Below are 17,989 nucleotides of genomic sequence, written 5' to 3'. Positions count from 1 at the left end.
TCCCGAGGCGGTCACGCCGCCGTTCAGTCGTCGTCGCGGTCGCAGACGAAGATCGCCGTGCCGGGCAGCAGCCGCCCGCGCAGCGGGGACCAGCCGCCCCACTCCTGCCGGTTCCCCGGCGGCCACACGGGTTCCACCAGGTCCGTGAGCCGGAACCCGGCCGCCACGACGTCCCGCACCCGGTCGCCCAGCGTCCGGTGGTGCTCGACGTACACGGCGCGGCCGTGAGAGTCCTGCTCGACGTAGGGCGTGCGGTCGAAGTAGGAGGACGTCGCGGTCAGGCCCTCCGGGCCCGGCTCGTCGGGGAACGCCCAGCGCACGGGATGGGTGACGGAGAAGACGAACCGCCCGCCGGGACGCAGCACCCGCCGTGTCTCGCGCAGCACCCGGACCGGCTCGCCGGTGAACGGCAGCGCGCCGTAGGCCGAGCAGGCCAGGTCGAAGCTCCCGTCCGCGAACGGCAGGGCGGCCGCGTCGGCCTCCACCAGAGGGACCTCCGGAGGGTCCACTGGAGGGCCCACCGGAGGAAAGGGCGTGCCGTTCCCTGCGGCGGGGGCCGCGCCGCCGAGGCGCAGCGCGTGCTGGAGCTGGCGGTGCGAGAGGTCCAGCGCGACCGGCCGGGCGCCCTGGGCGGCCAGCCAGCGCGAGCACTGCGCCGCGCCCGCGCCGATCTCGAGCACCGCCCGGCCGCGCAGCGCGCCCTTCGGGCCGAGGAGCCGCGCGTCGGCCTCGTCCAGGCCCTCCGGGCCCCACACGAACCGCTGGTCGCCGAGGAAGCCGCCGTGCTCGCGCTGGTAGTCGTCGGCGTTGTCGTCCCACCAGCCGCGGCTGGCGCGGCTGCTCTCGCCGGCGCCGGCGACGCGCCGGACCGCCTCGGGTTCGTCCTCTTGGATCATCGTGCCCGTCGTCGTAGTGTGCCGCGGAAGCCGTCCGGGAACGGTCCCGGAACGGGCGGTGCGACGCCGTTCCGGCGCGGGCCGTGACGGGTGTGCGCCGGATTGGTCCGTTAGGCCCCGGGTGTACTCGTTCGCGCATTGACCGTGCCCGGCGGCGCCCGTATGCTACAAGTTGCGCTGCGGGCCTGCGCACCTCAGACGGAGCAGGTCGCGCTCGCATCTGTTGTATGTCCCCTCGGTACATAGGTCCTTCATTGGCTGTCCGGCTGGCTTGCATGCGGTGCGATACGGGCTCTCGGCGTAGCAGTACCTACGACTCACTGTCCGTACCGGAGCCCTTTTCCACATGACGAGCAGCACCGAAGCCACCGTGACCACCCCGCAGGTTGCGGTTAACGACATCGGTTCCGAGGAAGCCTTCCTCGCCGCGATCGACGAGACGATCAAGTACTTCAACGACGGCGACATCGTCGACGGCGTCATCGTGAAGGTCGACCGGGACGAGGTCCTGCTCGACATCGGCTACAAGACCGAGGGCGTCATCCCCTCGCGCGAGCTGTCGATCAAGCACGACGTCGACCCGAACGAGGTCGTCGCCGTCGGCGACGAGATCGAGGCCCTCGTCCTCCAGAAGGAGGACAAGGAAGGCCGACTGATCCTCTCGAAGAAGCGCGCCCAGTACGAGCGTGCCTGGGGCACCATCGAGAAGATCAAGGAAGAGGACGGCATCGTCACCGGTACCGTCATCGAGGTCGTCAAGGGTGGTCTCATCCTCGACATCGGCCTGCGCGGCTTCCTTCCCGCCTCCCTGGTCGAGATGCGCCGCGTCCGCGACCTCCAGCCGTACGTCGGCAAGGAGCTCGAGGCCAAGATCATCGAGCTGGACAAGAACCGCAACAACGTGGTCCTGTCCCGTCGCGCCTGGCTGGAGCAGACCCAGAGCGAGGTCCGCCAGACCTTCCTCACCACCCTCCAGAAGGGCCAGGTGCGCTCCGGCGTCGTCTCCTCGATCGTCAACTTCGGCGCCTTCGTGGACCTCGGCGGCGTCGACGGTCTGGTCCACGTCTCCGAGCTGTCCTGGAAGCACATCGACCACCCCTCCGAGGTCGTCGAGGTCGGCCAGGAGGTCACGGTCGAGGTCCTGGACGTCGACATGGACCGCGAGCGCGTGTCCCTGTCGCTCAAGGCGACCCAGGAAGACCCGTGGCAGCAGTTCGCCCGCACGCACCAGATCGGCCAGGTCGTGCCCGGCAAGGTCACCAAGCTGGTGCCGTTCGGTGCGTTCGTCCGGGTCGACGAGGGCATCGAGGGCCTGGTCCACATCTCGGAGCTGGCCGAGCGCCACGTCGAGATCCCGGAGCAGGTCGTCCAGGTCAACGACGAGATCTTCGTCAAGGTCATCGACATCGACCTCGAGCGCCGTCGCATCAGCCTCTCGCTGAAGCAGGCCAACGAGGCCTTCGGCGGCGACCCGACCGCGGTCGAGTTCGACCCGACGCTGTACGGCATGGCCGCGTCGTACGACGACCAGGGCAACTACATCTACCCCGAGGGCTTCGACCCCGAGGCCAACGACTGGCTCGAGGGGTACGAGAAGCAGCGCGAGGAGTGGGAGGGCCAGTACGCCCAGGCCCAGACCCGCTTCGAGCAGCACCAGGCGCAGGTCATCAAGTCCCGCGAGGCGGACGAGCAGGCCGCGGCCGAGGCCGCTGCCGGCGGCGCCCCCGCCCCGCAGGGCGGTGGCCAGGGTGGCGGCGGTTCGTACTCCTCGGAGTCGACCGACGACGCCGGCGCCCTCGCCTCGGACGAGGCCCTGGCGGCCCTCCGCGAGAAGCTGGCCGGCGGCCAGAGCTGATCGCGCGCCGCTGACGCGCACGTCGCACGGCGTGGCCCGCACCTCCCCCGGGAGGTGCGGGCCACGCCGCTTTCGGCCGCCCCGAGGTCCGGCCCTTTCGGGAATGACCGCGTGCCGCCACGCGTTGGCACGGACGTAGTCGACAAGGAGCTGAGCGTGCTGGAACCCAAGGGCCTGTACGAGTGGGAGCCGGACGGCCTCCGCGCCGTGGACGAGATCATCGGCGGCGGGGACACCTCCGGGCTCGTCCTCCTCTACCACTTCGAGGGCTTCATCGACGCCGGCGACACCGGCGGCCAGATCACCGAGCGGCTGCTGGACGACCAGCAGCCCCTCACCGTGGCCCGCTTCGACGCCGACCGCCTCACCGACTACCGCTCGCGCCGCCCGGCGATGACCTTCCGGCGCGACAGGTGGGTCGCGTACGAGAGGCCCACCCTGGAACTGAAACTGCTGCGGGACGGCACCGGTGCGCCGTTCCTGCTGCTGTCCGGCCCCGAACCGGACGTGCTGTGGGAGACCTTCACCGAGGCCGTGCGCGAGATCGTCGCCCGGGTCGGGGTACGCCTCGCCGTCACCTTCCACGGCATCCCGATGGGCGTGCCGCACACCCGGCCGGTCGGCCTCACCCCCCACGGCAACCGCACCGACCTGGTCCCGGCCCGCCCGGAGCCGTTCTTCGAGGAGGCGCAGGTCCCCGGCAGCGCCGCCGCACTGCTGGAGTACCGGCTGGGCGAGGCGGGCCACGACGTGCTCGGCGTCGCCGCGCACGTGCCGCACTACATCGCCCGTTCGCCCTACCCGGACGCCGCGCTGGTCGTGGTCGAGGCCCTCACCTCCGCGACGGGCCTGGTCCTGCCCGACCTCGCGCACGCGCTGCGCGGTGACGCGCTCAGCACGCAGAACGAGATCGAGCGCCAGCTCGCCGAGGGCGACGAGGAACTCGTGTCCGTGGTGCGCGGCCTGGAGCAGCAGTACGACGCGGTCGCCGGCGCCGAGACGCGCGGCAACCTGGTCGCCGAGCCTTCCGACCTCCCCTCCGCCGACGAACTCGGCGAGGTCTTCGAACGTTTCCTCGCCGAGCACGACGCGAGCGGCGGACCCGGCAGGCACGACGACCCCGGCCCCGGCGAGGCCTGAACCGCGCCCCCCGGCCCGCATCCGCGTACGAAAACCGGATGCGGGCCCGGTGGTTCCCACGGCATAGTCGGGACCTGCGCGGGGACGGCTCCGCGGTGTGCTTCCTTCTTCATCCCATCGGTAAGGAAACCAGCGCACCCACTCTCCGTCCCCGCGCCTCGCACGCCGAGGGAACGGGGGCCGGCCGTGAGCGCCGAGGACATCGACACACTGCTGCTGCGCCGCCGGGGTGCCGTGGTCGTCGCGACCGGGGACGACCGCGCTCCCGACCACGCCACGCCGGACCCAGCGGCGGCGCCGGACGTACCCGACGCGCCCGACGCGCGGGAGCGGCGGCGGGCCGAGGGCCTCACCGCGCTCGAGGCGGATCTCGCCGAGCGCGGCCACGTACTGACGGCCGCGCTGCACCGCGCGCTGTCCCGCCTCCCGGAGACCCCGCTCGCCGCCACCGGGGGACGGCTCCTCGCCGGCGTCGACGCCCTGCTCGGCGCCGACCGCAGCCACCGCCCGCTCTTCAGCGACTTCCCCCACGGGCCGCCGCGCGGTGAGGCGCACGGCCTGTTCACCCGCCGGGTGCGCGCCTACCTCGCCGCTCTGCCCGACCAGCCCTGCATGGCCTGCGCGGCCGTCGTGCCCGGCGTCTCCTCCCTCCTCGGCTGCGGCCACCTGGTGTGCGACCGCTGCTGGCGGACGCAGGGATCCGCCTGCTGCGAGGAGTGCTGCGGGTGGTTCTGCTGCCCCGTCTGCCTGCAGGTCACGCCCACCGGCACCCCCACCGATCCGCGCGCCGTCGCCCTGCCGGACGCCGCCGGCCCGCCGGCCGTCCTGCGAGTGCTGCACCACGCGCCCTCGCGCGAGGCCGCCGCGCGCGAGGAGCTGGCGGCCCTTCTCGCCCGCCGGACTCCGCTCACGCCGCAGGACCACGACGACCTCCGCCTGCTGCTGGCCATGGCCGCCGGCGACGGCGACACGTCCTGGATGCCCGCCGCGATACCGCTCCGGGAGAGCAAGGCCCTCGCGCTGGACGCCCTGCTGACGGGCGCCCACGACCTCACCGGTCTCGCACCCCTCCTGCGCGCCCGTCTCGACACGGCGACCGACGTGCTGAGGCTGCTGTGCGTACGGTCGTGTGCCGACCCCGACCTGCTCGCGCCGCCGCCGCGGATGCGTTCCCTGCCGCGCCCGCTGCGGCGCCTGCTGCTCTCCGTCCTCGACGGGCTGCCCCTCGCCTCGCTCGTCGAGGACCTCGGCCGGCATCCCCGGCTCTGGAAGCGCGCCGCCGAGTCGCTGCACCCCTTCGAGTACGCCGCGCGCCACCCCCGCGGCGCCCTCGCCTTCGCCACGCTGCGCGGCACCGTGCTCCGCGACGGCGACCCGCTGGCCGACGTGCTGCTGGCCGAGGCCGCCGCCCATCCCCGGCACGTCCGCCGCGTCGGCGACCGGCTGCGCCCGGTCACCTGGGCCGGCCGCGTCGAGGCGGCGCTCTCCCTGTACGACGTCGAGCGCGCCGCGCGGCTGCTCGCCGCGCGCCCCGGCGAACTCCTGCGCCGTCTGCGGCATCTGCTGCAGATCGCGACGTTCACCGCCGGCTCGGTCCCCGACGCTCTCGTGGACGCCCTCGCCACCGCCCTGCCGCGCGCCGAACCCGGGCCGATGCTGGGCGCCCTGGGCGAGCTGCGCCGCGCCCGCGCTACGGACGGCAGCACCGCAGGGCCGGCGACGCCCGACGAGGCGCCGCGCCGGGTGTACTTCCCGCGCGGCAGCGTCGCCAAGGCGTACACCGCGCCCGACCGGCGGCTGCCGCTCGACCCCGGCATGGCCGGCGACCTGTGCGCGCTCCTCGAAGGGGAACTCCTCGACCGCCTCGCCGCCGCGGACACCGTCCCGGCCGGCGCCGACGCCCGCTACGACACGGCCGTGCTGGACGCCGGCCTCGACCGCGTCCCGCTGCCGTCCGCCGCCAGGGGCGGCTCCGCGGCCCTGGTGGACATCCCGCGGGGCAGCGCACTCGCGATGCCCGGCCACGGCGAACGCGTGCGGCTGTTCCTGCACTGGACGCAGCCGCGCGGTCTGCGGGTCGACCTCGACCTGTCCGTGGCGGTCTACGACGCGGAGCGGCGTTTCCTCGGCCTCTGCGACTACACCCACCTCTCCTACGCGGGGGCCGCCGCCCTGCACTCCGGCGACTTCACCTCGGCCCCCGCCCCGCACGGCGCGACCGAGTACGTGGACCTGGACCTGCCGCGGCTCGCCCGGGCAGGCGCCCGCCATCTGGTCGTCGTGGTGTTCTCGTTCACCGACACGCCGTTCCACGAACTCCCCGACGCGTTCGCGGGGTTCATGCGCCTCGAGGCCGCCGACGGCCAGTCCGCGGGGACCCCCCGGCGCACCCGACGCAGCCGTACGCGGGCCGCGGCGTCCGCCCCGCAGAACGCCCGGTACGACCCGCGCGCCGTGCGGCAGCGCTTCGACCTCGACGGCGACGCGAAGATCAGCATGCCGATGACCCTCGACGTGGAGAAGCGGACCGCGCGTTGGACGGACGTGACCCTGGCCGGCCAGGGCCCCGGGGACGACGTGTGGCGCCACCGCGACCGGCTCGGCGCCCTGGCCCGCGCGCTGGACGACGTGTTCGGCGACGGCTCCCGGGTCACGCTGTGGGACCTGGCCTGCTGGCGGGCCGCCGCCCGCCTCCGGGACGGCGGTGAGGTGGTGGTGCGGGACGGGACGGCGCACCACGTCTACCGGCGCCGGGCCGGGGAGACGGTGCACGCCTTCGCCGACCGGGTCCGGCAGCGGTGGGCCCCCGACGCCGTCGCCGCGGGTGCACGGCAGGCGCCCGCCCTGGCGGTGGCACCCGGCGCTCGCCTGTTCTGTGCCCTGGTGCACGCGGACGTGCCCGGCCTGCCCGCGGACGCGGTCGGCACGGCGTACCGGCTCTTCCCCGGCCCGGCGGACGACTCCGGCCTCGACCGGGTCACCGTGGGAGACCTGACGGCGGAGCTGGCGCCGCGCGCCGTATAGCCTGGCCCGCATGCTGAAGGTGGGACTGACCGGCGGGATCGGAGCGGGCAAGAGCGAGGTGTCGCGGCTGCTGCGGTCCTACGGAGCGGTGCTCGTCGACGCCGACCGCATCGCGCGGGAGGTCGTGGAGCCCGGCACCCCCGGACTCGACGCCGTGGTCGCCGAGTTCGGCCCGGACGTGCTGGCCGCGGACGGCACGCTGGACCGTCGGAAGCTCGGCGCCCTCGTCTTCGCCGACGCCGGACGGCGCGCCGCCCTCAACGCCATCGTCCACCCGCTGGTCGCCGCGCGTTCCGCCGAACTGGAGGCCGCAGCAGGGGACGACGCGGTCGTCGTGCACGACGTGCCGCTGCTGGCCGAGAACGGACTGGCCCCGCTCTACGACACGGTGGTGGTCGTGGACGCGTCGCCGGAGACGCAGCTGGACCGGCTCGTCCGGCTGCGCGGCATGCCCGAGTCCGACGCCCGCGCCCGGATGGCCGCCCAGGCCACCCGGGAGGACCGACGCGCCGTCGCCGACGTCGTCCTCGACAACGACGGGCCGCTTCAGGAGCTGGAGCCCCGGGTCCGCCGCCTCTGGGACGACCTGCGGCGCGCCGCCGACCAGCGGTCGTAGCGGCTGCCTGCCGGACACGTCCCCTTCCAGCAGGGCGGGTTCGGCCCGCCGCGCTCTGGGCGGATGCGGCCCGGCCCTCCACAATGCCCGGGTGACCGGAATCGAGTGGAGGCGCGGATGAGAAGCGGAAGACGAAGCGGACGGATCGTGACGGCGCTGCTGGCCGCCTTGGGCGCACTGGCCCTGTCGGCCGGGCCGAGCGCCGCGCAGGAGCGGAACGCCGTCCAGCAGTACGCTGTGCGCGGCGGCGACACGGTGTACGGCGATCACGGCGGTGCGTGCCAGGTCGGGTTCAACGCCCGTTCGTCGAGCGGCACCCGCTACGGCATCGTGCTGGGCGCCTGCGCCGAGGGCGCCTCGACCTGGTATGCCGACGCGGCCCGCACGGTCGAGGTGGGCACCGCGGGCGGAGGTCTCCCCGGGCCCGGCACGGCCGCGCTGATCCGGTACACCAACCCCGAGGTGGCCTTCCCCGGCGAGATCACCGTCGGCGGCGACCACGTCGACATCACCGGCTCCGCCGCCCCGCGCGTGGGGCAGAACGTGTGCCACGCCGGCCGCACCAGCGGCCTGCGTTGCGGCGTGGTGCAGGCCGTGAACGTCACCATCCAGTTCCCGGACGGCATCGTGTACGGCGCCTTCCGGGCCACCGACTGTGCTGAGCCCGGCGACGCGGGCGCGCCCGGCTTCAGCGGCACGGTGGCGCTCGGCCTCGTCCTCGGCGGCTCGAACTGCGCCGCCGGCGGCAGCGCGTACCACCTGCCCGTGCGCGAGGTGCTCAGCACCTACGGTCTCGCCGTCTACTGACGCCGGCGGGACCGCTGCTCCTCCCGTCGCCGCGGCGTCCCGGAGCGATGAGTTCCGGGCGCGGCAGCCGTCGTACTCGGTGAGGGTCCGCACCCCCGGCGGGCCCGCGAGACGGGAGGAGCACACCGATGCGACTGACCCTGACCACTTTCGTGAGCCTGGACGGCGTGATGCAGGCCCCCGGCGCGCCCGACGAGGACCGCAGCGGCGGTTTCGAGCAGGGCGGATGGCTGGTCCCCTACGCCGACGACGACATGGGGAAGGCCGTGACCACCTGGTTCGCCGAGGCGGACGCCTTCCTCCTCGGCCGCCGCACCTACGAGATCTTCGCCGCCTACTGGCCGCGGGCCACCGACCCCGACGACCCGATCGCCGGGCCGCTGAACCGGCTGCCGAAGTACGTGGCCTCCCGCACCCTGGACCGCGCCGACTGGGCCGGCACCACGGTCGTCGCCGAGGACCTGCCCGGTCGCGTGGCCGAACTGAAGCGGCAGCCCGGCCGGGAGCTCCAGGTGCACGGCAGCGGCGACCTCGCGCACACCCTGATGCGGCACGACCTGATCGACGAGTACCGGCTGCTGACGTACCCGGTGGTGCTGGGCGCGGGCCGCCGCCTGTTCCCCGAGGGCGCGGCGCCTGCCGCGCTGCGGCTGGTGCGGAGCGACACCACCGGCACCGGTGTGGTCGTCAGCGTCTACCGGCCGGCCGGCGTTCCCGAGTACGGCACGTTCGGCGAGCCGTCGTGACGCCGTTCCGCCCGCCCTTCCTGGCACCCTTCACCACCCCGGCGCCCCGCTCTCCCCGTCCGCCGGTGCACCGCCCGGCGCCGGTCCGGCCCGGCAGGCGGGAAGAGAGGGACGACCCGCGTCCGCGACGTGCGGATCAGGCGTCCGCGCGGTCCACCGTGGACAGCGGGGTGGCGATGTCCTCCAGCGAGCGGCGCTCCGCCGGGACGGCGAGCGCCGCCGCCACCAGGCCCGCGGCGCACATGAGTCCGGCGCCGATCTGGAAGGCCAGCGTCGTCTCGCCGACCACGCCCGACTCGGTGAGCTTGGAGAAGATCAGCGGCCCGCTGATACCGCCGGCCGCCGTGCCGATGGCGTAGAAGAACGCGATGGACATCGCGCGGGTCTCCATCGGGAAGACCTCGGAGACCGTCAGGTAGGCGCTGCTGGCGCCCGCGGAGGCGAAGAACAGCACCACGGCCCAGCAGGCGGTGAGCGTGTTCGCACCGAGATGGCCGTTGTCGAACAGGTAGGCCGTGCCGAACAGCAGCACACCGGACAGCAGGTAGGTGCCGGAGATCATGACGCGGCGGCCGACGGTGTCGAAGAGCTTGCCCAGGAGCAGCGGCCCCAGGAAGTTGCCGGCGGCGATCACCGCGAAGAAGTAGCCCACGTTGCCGGACGGCACGTCGAAGAAGGTGGCGAGGATGGAGCCGAAACCGAAGGTGATGGCGTTGTAGAGGAACGCCTGCCCGATGAACAGGGACAGCCCGAGGACCGCGCGGCGCCGGTACCTGCTGAAGACGGTCTTCGCGATGAGGCCGAAACCGATCGACTTGCGCTGGTGGATGGTGATCTCCCCGGCGGGCGGCGGGAGTTCCCTGCCGGTGTCCCGGTGGATCTCGTCCTCCACGCGGGAGACCAGGCTCTCGGCCTTCTGGCCGCGTCCGTGGATGAACTGCCACCGCGGACTCTCCGGCACGTTGCGCCGAACCAGCAGGATCACCAGGCCGAGTACCACGCCGAAGGCGAACGCCAGCCGCCAGCCCAGGTCCTGGGCGAAGACGTCCGTGTCGAGCAGGACGATGGACAGCAGGGAGCCGCCGATGGCGCCGAGCCAGAAGCTGCCGTTGATGATCAGGTCGACGCGGCCCCGGTAGAACGACGGGATCAGCTCGTCGATGGCGGAGTTGATGGCCGCGTACTCGCCGCCGATGCCGAAGCCGGTGAGGAAGCGGAAGAGGAAGAACCACCACGACTCGAAGGACAGCGCGGTCAGCGCGGTGGCCGCCAGGTACACGCCCAGGGTGATCATGAACAGCTTCTTGCGCCCGTACCGGTCCGTCAGCCAGCCGAAGAACAACGCACCCGTGCAGGCGCCCGCGACGTAGAGGGCGGCGGCGATGCCGGTGACCTGCGCGGCGGAGATGTCCAGGCCGCTGCCGTCCTCGGCGAGCCGGGCGGCCATGTTGCCGACGATGGTGACCTCGAAACCGTCCAGGATCCAGACGGTGCCGAGGCCGATCACGATCATCCAGTGCCACCGTGACCACGGCAGCCGGTCCAGCCGGGCCGGTACGGCGGTGGTGACGGTGCCGTACCCGCCGGGGGTCCCGCTCGGCTCTCCGCCGCCGGGACCCGCGCCGTCGTGGTCGTGTGGCGTTCCCATCCGGAACTCCTCCCGCCCCTGGTGGTACCGGGCTCGCTTCCTGCGAGGCGCCGCCCTCGGGGCGGTGTCCGGTCGCCGGGTGCCCCGTCAGCGGTCCGCCATGCGGGAACGGGCGCCGCCACGCCGTGCGCGCGTCGTTCCTCGGGGACGCGGCCCGCCGTCAGGAGCCGCCTGTGCTCAGGAGCCGTCCGCCGTCAGGCCCCGGCTGGCCGCGCGCCCGGCCGAGCGGTAGCTCTCCGGGGTGTACAGCGCGAACGCACCGCCCTGCGGATCGGTCAGTCCGGCGACCCGGCCCGTCCCGGGGACGTCCACGGCGGGGAAGGTGGTGCCCCCGCCCAGTTCCAGGGCGTGGGCGACCGAGGCGTCCACGTCGTCGACCGCGAAGTAGAGCAGCCAGTGCGGTGGCACGCCGGGCGGAAAGCGGTCCTCGGCCATGCGCACCATGCCGCCGAAGTCCCGGCCGCCGATGCCCCATTGGGTGTATCCGCCGTACGGACCGCCGCCGTCGCTCCCTTCCGCGTCACCTCCGGCCTCATCGCCGGCCGCGGTCCAGCCGAGTGCCGTGGTGTAGAAGGCGCGCGCCGCGACCGTGTCGCGGGTGGCGAGTTCCACCCAGCACAGCGCCCCGCGTTCGTCCAGGCGCGCCGCGCCCTGGAAGAGCCCGGCCTGCCAGAGGGTGAAGACCGCCCCTCCGGGGTCGGCGACCACCGCGAACCGGCCCAGGTCGAACACGTCCATGGGCTCCATCAGCACGGCGCCGCCGGTCTCCCGCACCCGCTCCGCGACCACGTCGGCGTCGGCGACCGACACCGCCATCGTCCAGGCCACCGGCTGGTCGGTCTGGTACAGCGGCGCCGCGGCCGCGACCGGGTCGTCGTCCAGAAGCATCATCGTGTAACCGCCGGCCTCGGGACTTGCGTCCTCCTCCGGAGTCCAGCCGAACAGTCCGCCGTAGAACCGTCCGGCATCCGCCACGTCGGGTGTGCCCAGTTCGGCCCAGCAGGGAGCGCCCAGCACCGGCTCCGTGATCTTCATGGCTCCACGGTGACACCGGCGTGCGCGGGCCGCATCCGGACACCGCGGGACCTCTGCGGGGACGACGTGGGACGGCGTGGGACGGGCGGGACACCGCGGCGGCGGGTCAGGCGCCCCGGGCCCGGCCCGGCCTCAGAGATCCTGGGCCAGGTGGTGCAGCCGCAGCGCCAGCTGGATCTCCAGCGACCGGGCGGGGGCGTTCCAGTCCTTGCCCAGCAGCCGTCCGATGCGCTCCAGCCGCTGCACCACCGTGTTGACGTGGATGTGCAGCGCCGACTTGGTGCGGGTCAGGCTGGCACCGTGCACGAAGTAGGCGTCCAGCGTGCGCACCAGTTCCGTGCCGCGCCGTGCGTCGTAGTCCAGCACCGGCCCCAGCGTGTTCCGCACGTATCCGGCCAGGTCGGCCTGGTCGCCGAGCAGCACGCCGAGGAACCCCAGGTCCGGAAGAGCGGCGCCGTTCCCGGTGTGGCCGAGCGCCAGCAGCGCTGACAGGCACCGCTGCGCCTCCTCGTGCGCCGTGGGCAGCGAGCCGGTCCCGTCGCCGGTGCCCGGCTCCGCGGCCGCGCCCGCCGCGCCCACGGTGACCGGCGAACCGAGCGCCTTGCCCAGCTCCGCCGCCATCTCCTGGGCGCACCGGCCGGGGGCCTTCGACGGCACGGCGAGCACCACGTGGTCGTGGTGGATGCCCGCCAGCCCGCCCCGGGTGCGGGCGCTCTGCGCCGCCGCCGACAGCAGCCGCTGCCGGGTCGCCGCCTCGCCGTGTGCCACGAGCACGGCGTGCGGCCGCGACAGCTGGACGCCGACCCGGCGGGCGCGTGCGGCCAGCGCTGCGCCGTCCCCGGTCGCGGTCAGCAGGTCGTACAGCAGCTCCGCCCGCACCCGGTCCTCCGTCTCCGCGGCCGAGCGGCGCAGCAGCAGGAGCAGCGCGGTGACGATCCCGGCGCGTTCGAACAGCAGCCGGTCGGTGTCCGGCAGGTCCGGGCGGCCGGTGAGGGCGATGCTGCCCAGCAGTTCCGGGCCGGCGAGCACCGCGCACACCCAGGTACCGGCCGCGGCCTCGACGGGGACGGCTCGCCCGCTGGTGCGGGAGGCGGCGACCCCGTCGACCGGCGGCGTGAGCGGCGCGGTCCCGGTGCGGGCCAGTTCGGTGCCGTCCGCGTCGTGGATGAGGATGCCGCCGTCCAGCAGGGCGGCGATCCCGGCCGCCACCTCCGTGGCGTCGGCGCCGCGCAGCACCAGGTCGGTGAGATGGTCGTGGGCCTCCTCGGTGCGGTGCATGGCCTGGTTGTGCGCGCGGATGGTGTCGTTCGCCGCGCCCAGGTCGCCCAGCGCCGTGCGGGTCTCCTCCAGCAGCCGCGCGCCGTCGATGGCGATCGCCGCATGGTCGGCGAGCGAGGAGAGCAGCGCCACCTCCTCGCGCGCGAAGCGCCGCGGCGTGCGGTCCGCGGCGTAGAGCACGCCGATCACGCGGGAGCCCAGCCGCAGCGGCACGCCGAGGATGGCCCGCAGCCCCTCGTCGAGGACCGCGCCGTCGATGGTGTCGGTGTGGTGGAAGCGGTTGTCGGCCTGGTAGTCGTCGGTGGCGTACGGCCGTGCGGACTGGGCGACGAGTCCGCCGAGCCCTTCGCCCATCCCCAGCCGGACCTGCTGGAAGGAGGCGGCGACCGAGCCGTCGGTCACCCGCATGTACGTGTCGCCGGCTGTTTCGTCGTTCAGCGACAGGTAGGTGATGTCGGTGCCGAGCAGCAGCTTGGCGCGGTGCACGATGGCCCGCAGCACCGCGTCCAGGTCGCGCAGCGCGGCGAGGTCGCTGGCGGTGTCGAAGAGGGCGGTCAGTTCCGCCTCCCGCACCCGGTGCTGGCTCAGGGTCCGGCGGATGCGCAGCGCCACCCGGGTCGCCTCGTCCACCTCGGCCAGTTCGGCGGCCGAGGCTCCGTCGGCACGTGCCCGGGCGGCGGGGCGGGCGAAGTCCTCGGCGGGGGCGTCGGCGGCGAGCAGATCGAGCAGCGTGCGCAGGGCGCCCTGGGTTCGGGGGGAGCCGGAGGCTGTCACGGTGGGGAGCATACGGGGTGCTTTCCAGCGGGCCGTCGAGGTGACCGCGCCCCTCCCGGGAGGGCCGGGAGGGGCGCGGCGGGGCGGGTGCGCCCGCCCGGTGCGTCAGCCGGACACGGAGGCGGATCCGGCGGTGGCCTTCACCTCTCCCGAGTCGTCCCGGACGCCGGTGGTGCGCAGGTCCTTGGTGAGGTCCCGGCCACGGGTCTCCCGGCTCGCGAGGACCACCGCCGCGGTGACCACCGAGGCGAAGGCGAGGTAGAGGGAGACCGGTACCGAGGAGCCGAACGCGTCGAGCAGGGCGACCGCGATGAGCGGAGCGATGGAGCCCGCGACGATCGAGGCGACCTGCGCGCCCATCGAGGCGCCCGTGTAGCGCACCTTGGTGTCGAACATCTCGGAGATGTACGCGGCCTGCGGGCCGTACATCGCGCCGTGGAACAGCAGACCGATCGTCACCGCGACCGTGATGGCCGCGAAGGACTCGGTGTCGAGCACGGGGAAGAACAGGAACGCCCACACCGCCATGCCCAGGCCGCCGATCGCGATCACCGGGCGCCTGCCGATCCGGTCGGACAGCGCCCCCCACAGGGGGATGGTGACGAAGTGGACGGCGGAGGCGATCAGCACCGCGTTGAGCGCCGTCGACTTGTCCAGGCCGAGCTGGGTGGTGAGGTACACCACCAGGAACGAGGTGATGATGTAGTACGAGATGTTCTCGCCGAACCGGGCGCCGATCGCGGTGAGGACCTCGCGCCAGCTGGACCGGAAGACCTCCACGACCGGGGCCTGCTCGTCGCCGCCGGTCTCCTTCTTGATCTCCGCGGCCTTGCGCTGCGCCTCCAGGAAGACCGGCGACTCGCTGACCACGAGCCGGATCCACAGGCCGACGACGACCAGCACGCCGGACAGCAGGAACGGGATGCGCCAGCCCCAGGCGAGGAACGCCTCGTCGGTCTGCACGGCGGCGAGCACCGCCAGAACGCCTGTGGCGAGGAGGTTGCCGCCGGGCGCGCCGGACTGCGGCCAGGAGGCCCAGAACCCGCGCCGTTCCGGCCCGCCGTGCTCGGACACCATCAGCACGGCGCCGCCCCACTCGCCGCCCAGGGCGAAGCCCTGGACCAGGCGCAGCAGCACCAGCAGCGCCGGGGCCAGCGCGCCCACGGTCGCGTGCGTCGGCAGCAGGCCCATCGCGAAGGTCGAGCCGCCCATCAGCATCAGGCTGACGACCAGCAGCTTCTTGCGGCCGATCTTGTCGCCGTAGTGCCCGAAGACCAGACCGCCGATCGGGCGGGCCGCGAAGCCGATGGCGAACGTCGCGAACGCCAGCAGTGTGCCGACCAGCGGCTCGTTCTCCGGGAAGAACAGCTTGTCGAAGACGAGCGCGGCGGCCAGGCCGTAGAGGAAGAAGTCGTACCACTCGATGGTGGTGCCGATGATGCTCGCGCTGATGACGCGGCCGATGCGGGTCTTGTCTCTGACGTCCGGCTGCGGGGTTGCTGCCATGGGAGGTTCACCACTCTTCGCTGGGTGGAGCTGAACGGGGACGGTGGAGCGGGTGCGGGTGCGGGTGCGGGTGCGGGTGCGGGTGCGGGGACGGGGACGGGGGATGGGGGACCGGGAGGTGCGGCGGTCGCGCCGGCGTCAGTGGGCGGTCCAGCCGCCGTCGACGGGGAGTGAGGCACCGGTGAGGTAGCCGGTGTGCGGGCCGCAGAGCCACACCGCGATGCCCGCGACCTCCTCCGGCTCGATCAGCCGCTTGATCGCCGAGCGTTCCAGCATCACCTCGCGCACCACCTTCTCCTCGGGGATGCCGTGCGCCTCCGCCTGGTCCGCTATCTGGCCCTCGACGAGCGGGGTGCGCACGTAGCCCGGATTGATGCAGTTGCTGGTCACGCCGTGCGCCGCGCCCTCCAGCGCGGTGACCTTGCTCAGCCCTTCCAGGGCGTGCTTCGCCGCGACGTAGGCGGCCTTGTACGGGCTGGCGCGCAGGCCGTGCACGCTCGACACGTTCACCACCCGCCCCCAGCCCTGCGTGTACATGTGCGGCAGGGTGCGGCGCAGCAGCAGGAACGGCGCGGTGACCATCACCTTCTGGATCTGCGTGAAACGTTCCGGCGGGAACGCCTCCAGCGGGGCGACGTGCTGGAGCCCGGCGTTGTTCACCAGGATGTCGACCTCGGACGGGAGCTGTTCCAGCGCCCCGGCGTCGGCCAGGTCCACGGCGTGCGGCCGGCCGCCGGTGTCCTCCGCGACCGCCTTGGCGGCCTCGGCGTCCACGTCCACGACGTGCACGTCCGCCCCGGCCGCCGCCAGCGCGCGGGCGACGGCCCGCCCGATGCCGCTGCCGCCGCCGGTCACCATGGCGGTGCGGCCGGTGAGGTCGGCGGCGGGGGGCGCGGTGACGCCCGCGTCGAATCGGCTTGTCATGGCGTGAACGGTAGGGACGCGCGGCTGCCACGCCTACAGGTGGGATCACCACAGTGACGCCCGTAGGCATGGTGGTCACCCACACCACTCTTCGGAGGTGAGGTGCCGGCGCGGGCCCGCCGGGGTGGGCGGGCCCGCGCCGGGCACGACGGGCGGCCCGGGGCCGCAGCGAGGTTCGCCGGGGACGGTCAGCCGGCGGCGTCCAGCCGGCAGGAGGCCGTCAGCTCGTCGCGGTCCGCGCCGGCGGGCCGCTCGATCGTACGGCTGTGCGGGGGCCGGGAGCGCCCGTCGAGCCAGCCGTCCAGCGCGGCGAACGAGGAGCGGAAGCAGGGCTCCAGCGGCCGGAGCCGCTCCGGGTAGGTGTCGAACAGGCCGTCGACGTGGGTGCCGTCCTCGACGCGGTAGTACCGCAGCAGGTCCCCGCGGCCGGCTTCGCGCACCATGCGGGCGTAGACGTCGGAGGACCGGCTGATCGGCAGCAGCACGTCCAGCGTGCCGTGGAAGGTGATCAGAGGCCGTCCGATCCGGCCGGTCAGCCCGATCCGCTCCACCGCCCGGTGCACCTGGTGCGGGCGGTCCGCGTACGCGTAGTCGGTGTCGCAGCCGGGGCCGGAGCCGGGTGGGCAGTACGGCGTGCCGGCCTCGCGGTCGCCGTCGTACGCGGGGTCGAACTCCTCCCGGTAGATGCGCTGGGTGACGTCCCAGTAGAAGTCGTGGTGATACGGCCAGAGGAACTCCGACCCGGCCGGGAACCCGGCGTCCACCATGCGGGCGTGCGCCTCGTCGGCCCCTTCGCCGCCGGCTGCGTAGGCGGGGTAGGCGCGCAGCGCGGGCGGCAGGAAGGTGAAGAGGTTCGGGCCCCGTCCGGTCTCCGGCCGGCCGCGGCCGTCGGCGCGCCAGAGCGTGCCCTCCCAGTCCACGCCGCCGTCGTAGAGCCACGGCCGGTTCTCCAGCTGCCAGCGCACCAGGTAGCCGCCGTTGGACATCCCGGCGGCGAGCGTGCGCTCCGGCGGCCGGTGGTAGCGCTGGACGACGGCCGTGCGGGCCGCGCGGGTCAGCTGGGTGACGCGGCGGTTCCACTCGGCCACGGCGTCGCCGGGGCGGCGGCCGTCCCGGAAGAACGTGCCGCCGACGTTCCCCTTGTCGGTGGAGGCGAACGCGTAGCCGCGCGACAGCACGTGGTCGGCGATGGCCCGGTCGTTCGCGTACTGCGCGCGGACCCCCGGCGCTCCCGTGACGACCAGCCCGCCGTTCCAGTCGTCGGGGAGGCGGATCACGAACTGCGCGTCGTGGTCCCATCCGTGGTGGGTGTTGCCGCTCGAGGAGTCCGGGAAGTAGCCGTCGATCTGGATGCCGGGCACGCCGGTCGGCACGTCCGTGCCCGACGCCGTCAGCCCCGCCCAGTCGGCGGGCACGGTGTGGCCCGACTCCACGGTCCCGGCCGTGGTCAACTCGGCCAGGCAGGCGGCCTGCTGGTGTGCCGCGCCGGGGACGTGGACGCGGTCCAGGCGGTCGCAGTGGCCTCCCCCGCGCCCCTCGGACCCGGCGGGGGAGGCGGCGGCGGGGGAGAGGAGGCCGCCGCACAGCAGCAGGCCGGCCGCGGCCGCCAGCGGTGCGGTGTACGTGCCGCGGCGGCGCCGGTCCGCGGCGCCCCCGCGTCGGGACCACGGGGCGCGCCGGAGGCGGCCCGGTCGGGGCGGTCTGGTGGGTGTGGGCGGCACGGTGACCTCCGGCTGTCGG

General features: G+C 74.0%; 13 protein-coding genes. 6 read left to right on the top strand and 7 right to left on the bottom strand.

What is annotated here, in order from left to right; genetic code table 11:
• Positions 1–23: 23 nt before the first annotated feature.
• Entirely contained in the window at positions 24–896 is an 873-nt protein-coding gene (locus tag K304_RS0102610; protein ID WP_027762468.1) for a methyltransferase domain-containing protein, read from the bottom strand.
• A 346-nt stretch (positions 897–1,242) separates the two neighbouring features.
• Here K304_RS0102610 and rpsA point away from each other — a divergent pair, with 346 nt between their 5' ends.
• From rpsA to K304_RS0102580, 6 genes are all read left to right on the top strand, one after another.
• On the top strand, positions 1,243–2,751 hold the full coding sequence (gene rpsA / locus K304_RS0102605) for a 30S ribosomal protein S1 (RefSeq protein ID WP_027762467.1): 1,509 nt from the start codon (positions 1,243–1,245) through the stop codon (positions 2,749–2,751).
• Between the two features lie 156 nt (positions 2,752–2,907).
• Positions 2,908–3,891: a PAC2 family protein gene (locus tag K304_RS0102600; RefSeq protein ID WP_037789057.1), complete on the top strand. Its 984-nt coding sequence runs from the start codon at positions 2,908–2,910 to the stop codon at positions 3,889–3,891.
• A gap of 186 nt (positions 3,892–4,077) precedes the next feature.
• On the top strand, positions 4,078–6,915 hold the full coding sequence (locus tag K304_RS33210; protein WP_037789055.1) for an MXAN_6230/SCO0854 family RING domain-containing protein: 2,838 nt from the start codon (positions 4,078–4,080) through the stop codon (positions 6,913–6,915).
• 10 nt (positions 6,916–6,925) lie between these two features.
• Positions 6,926–7,531, top strand: coding sequence for a dephospho-CoA kinase (gene coaE, locus K304_RS0102590; protein ID WP_027762465.1), 606 nt, complete (start codon positions 6,926–6,928; stop codon positions 7,529–7,531).
• A 117-nt stretch (positions 7,532–7,648) separates the two neighbouring features.
• Entirely contained in the window at positions 7,649–8,338 is a 690-nt protein-coding gene (locus K304_RS0102585; RefSeq protein WP_027762464.1) for a S1 family peptidase, read from the top strand.
• 128 nt (positions 8,339–8,466) lie between these two features.
• Positions 8,467–9,084, top strand: a complete 618-nt coding sequence (locus tag K304_RS0102580) for a dihydrofolate reductase family protein (RefSeq protein WP_027762463.1) — start codon at positions 8,467–8,469, stop codon at positions 9,082–9,084.
• A gap of 136 nt (positions 9,085–9,220) precedes the next feature.
• Here the strand turns inward: K304_RS0102580 and K304_RS0102575 are convergent, their stop codons facing one another.
• The 6 genes from K304_RS0102575 to K304_RS0102550 form a co-directional block, all read right to left on the bottom strand.
• Positions 9,221–10,732, bottom strand: a complete 1,512-nt coding sequence (locus K304_RS0102575) for an MFS transporter (protein ID WP_027762462.1) — start codon at positions 10,730–10,732, stop codon at positions 9,221–9,223.
• A 177-nt stretch (positions 10,733–10,909) separates the two neighbouring features.
• Positions 10,910–11,767 (bottom strand): VOC family protein, encoded by an 858-nt coding sequence (locus K304_RS26950; RefSeq protein ID WP_051307749.1) that lies wholly within the window; start codon positions 11,765–11,767, stop codon positions 10,910–10,912.
• A gap of 132 nt (positions 11,768–11,899) precedes the next feature.
• The gene (locus tag K304_RS0102565) at positions 11,900–13,831 is read right to left on the bottom strand and encodes a GAF domain-containing protein (protein WP_027762461.1); all 1,932 of its coding nucleotides are present in this window, start codon (positions 13,829–13,831) and stop codon (positions 11,900–11,902) included.
• 93 nt (positions 13,832–13,924) lie between these two features.
• Positions 13,925–15,325, bottom strand: coding sequence for an MFS transporter (locus K304_RS26945; protein WP_051307747.1), 1,401 nt, complete (start codon positions 15,323–15,325; stop codon positions 13,925–13,927).
• Between the two features lie 138 nt (positions 15,326–15,463).
• On the bottom strand, positions 15,464–16,249 hold the full coding sequence (locus K304_RS0102555; RefSeq protein ID WP_027762460.1) for a 3-hydroxybutyrate dehydrogenase: 786 nt from the start codon (positions 16,247–16,249) through the stop codon (positions 15,464–15,466).
• A gap of 188 nt (positions 16,250–16,437) precedes the next feature.
• Entirely contained in the window at positions 16,438–17,859 is a 1,422-nt protein-coding gene (locus tag K304_RS0102550; RefSeq protein ID WP_486591559.1) for a 3-hydroxybutyrate oligomer hydrolase family protein, read from the bottom strand.
• Between the last annotated feature and the right edge of the window lie 130 nt (positions 17,860–17,989).

It is taken from the genome of Streptomyces sp. CNS606, from assembly GCF_000426325.1.
Note: the sequence above shows the minus strand (reverse complement) of the source record. Positions and strands in the feature narration are given on the sequence as shown.

Coding starts and splice junctions, on each gene's coding strand:
- coaE (WP_027762465.1), top strand. CDS start 6,926: ATGCTGAAGGTGGGACTGACCGGCGGGATCGGAGCGGGCAAGAGCGAG.
- K304_RS0102565 (WP_027762461.1), bottom strand. CDS start 13,831: ATGCTCCCCACCGTGACAGCCTCCGGCTCCCCCCGAACCCAGGGCGCC.
- K304_RS0102555 (WP_027762460.1), bottom strand. CDS start 16,249: ATGACAAGCCGATTCGACGCGGGCGTCACCGCGCCCCCCGCCGCCGAC.
- K304_RS26945 (WP_051307747.1), bottom strand. CDS start 15,325: ATGGCAGCAACCCCGCAGCCGGACGTCAGAGACAAGACCCGCATCGGC.
- K304_RS0102585 (WP_027762464.1), top strand. CDS start 7,649: ATGAGAAGCGGAAGACGAAGCGGACGGATCGTGACGGCGCTGCTGGCC.
- K304_RS26950 (WP_051307749.1), bottom strand. CDS start 11,767: ATGAAGATCACGGAGCCGGTGCTGGGCGCTCCCTGCTGGGCCGAACTG.
- K304_RS0102575 (WP_027762462.1), bottom strand. CDS start 10,732: ATGGGAACGCCACACGACCACGACGGCGCGGGTCCCGGCGGCGGAGAG.
- K304_RS0102580 (WP_027762463.1), top strand. CDS start 8,467: ATGCGACTGACCCTGACCACTTTCGTGAGCCTGGACGGCGTGATGCAG.
- K304_RS0102610 (WP_027762468.1), bottom strand. CDS start 896: ATGATCCAAGAGGACGAACCCGAGGCGGTCCGGCGCGTCGCCGGCGCC.
- rpsA (WP_027762467.1), top strand. CDS start 1,243: ATGACGAGCAGCACCGAAGCCACCGTGACCACCCCGCAGGTTGCGGTT.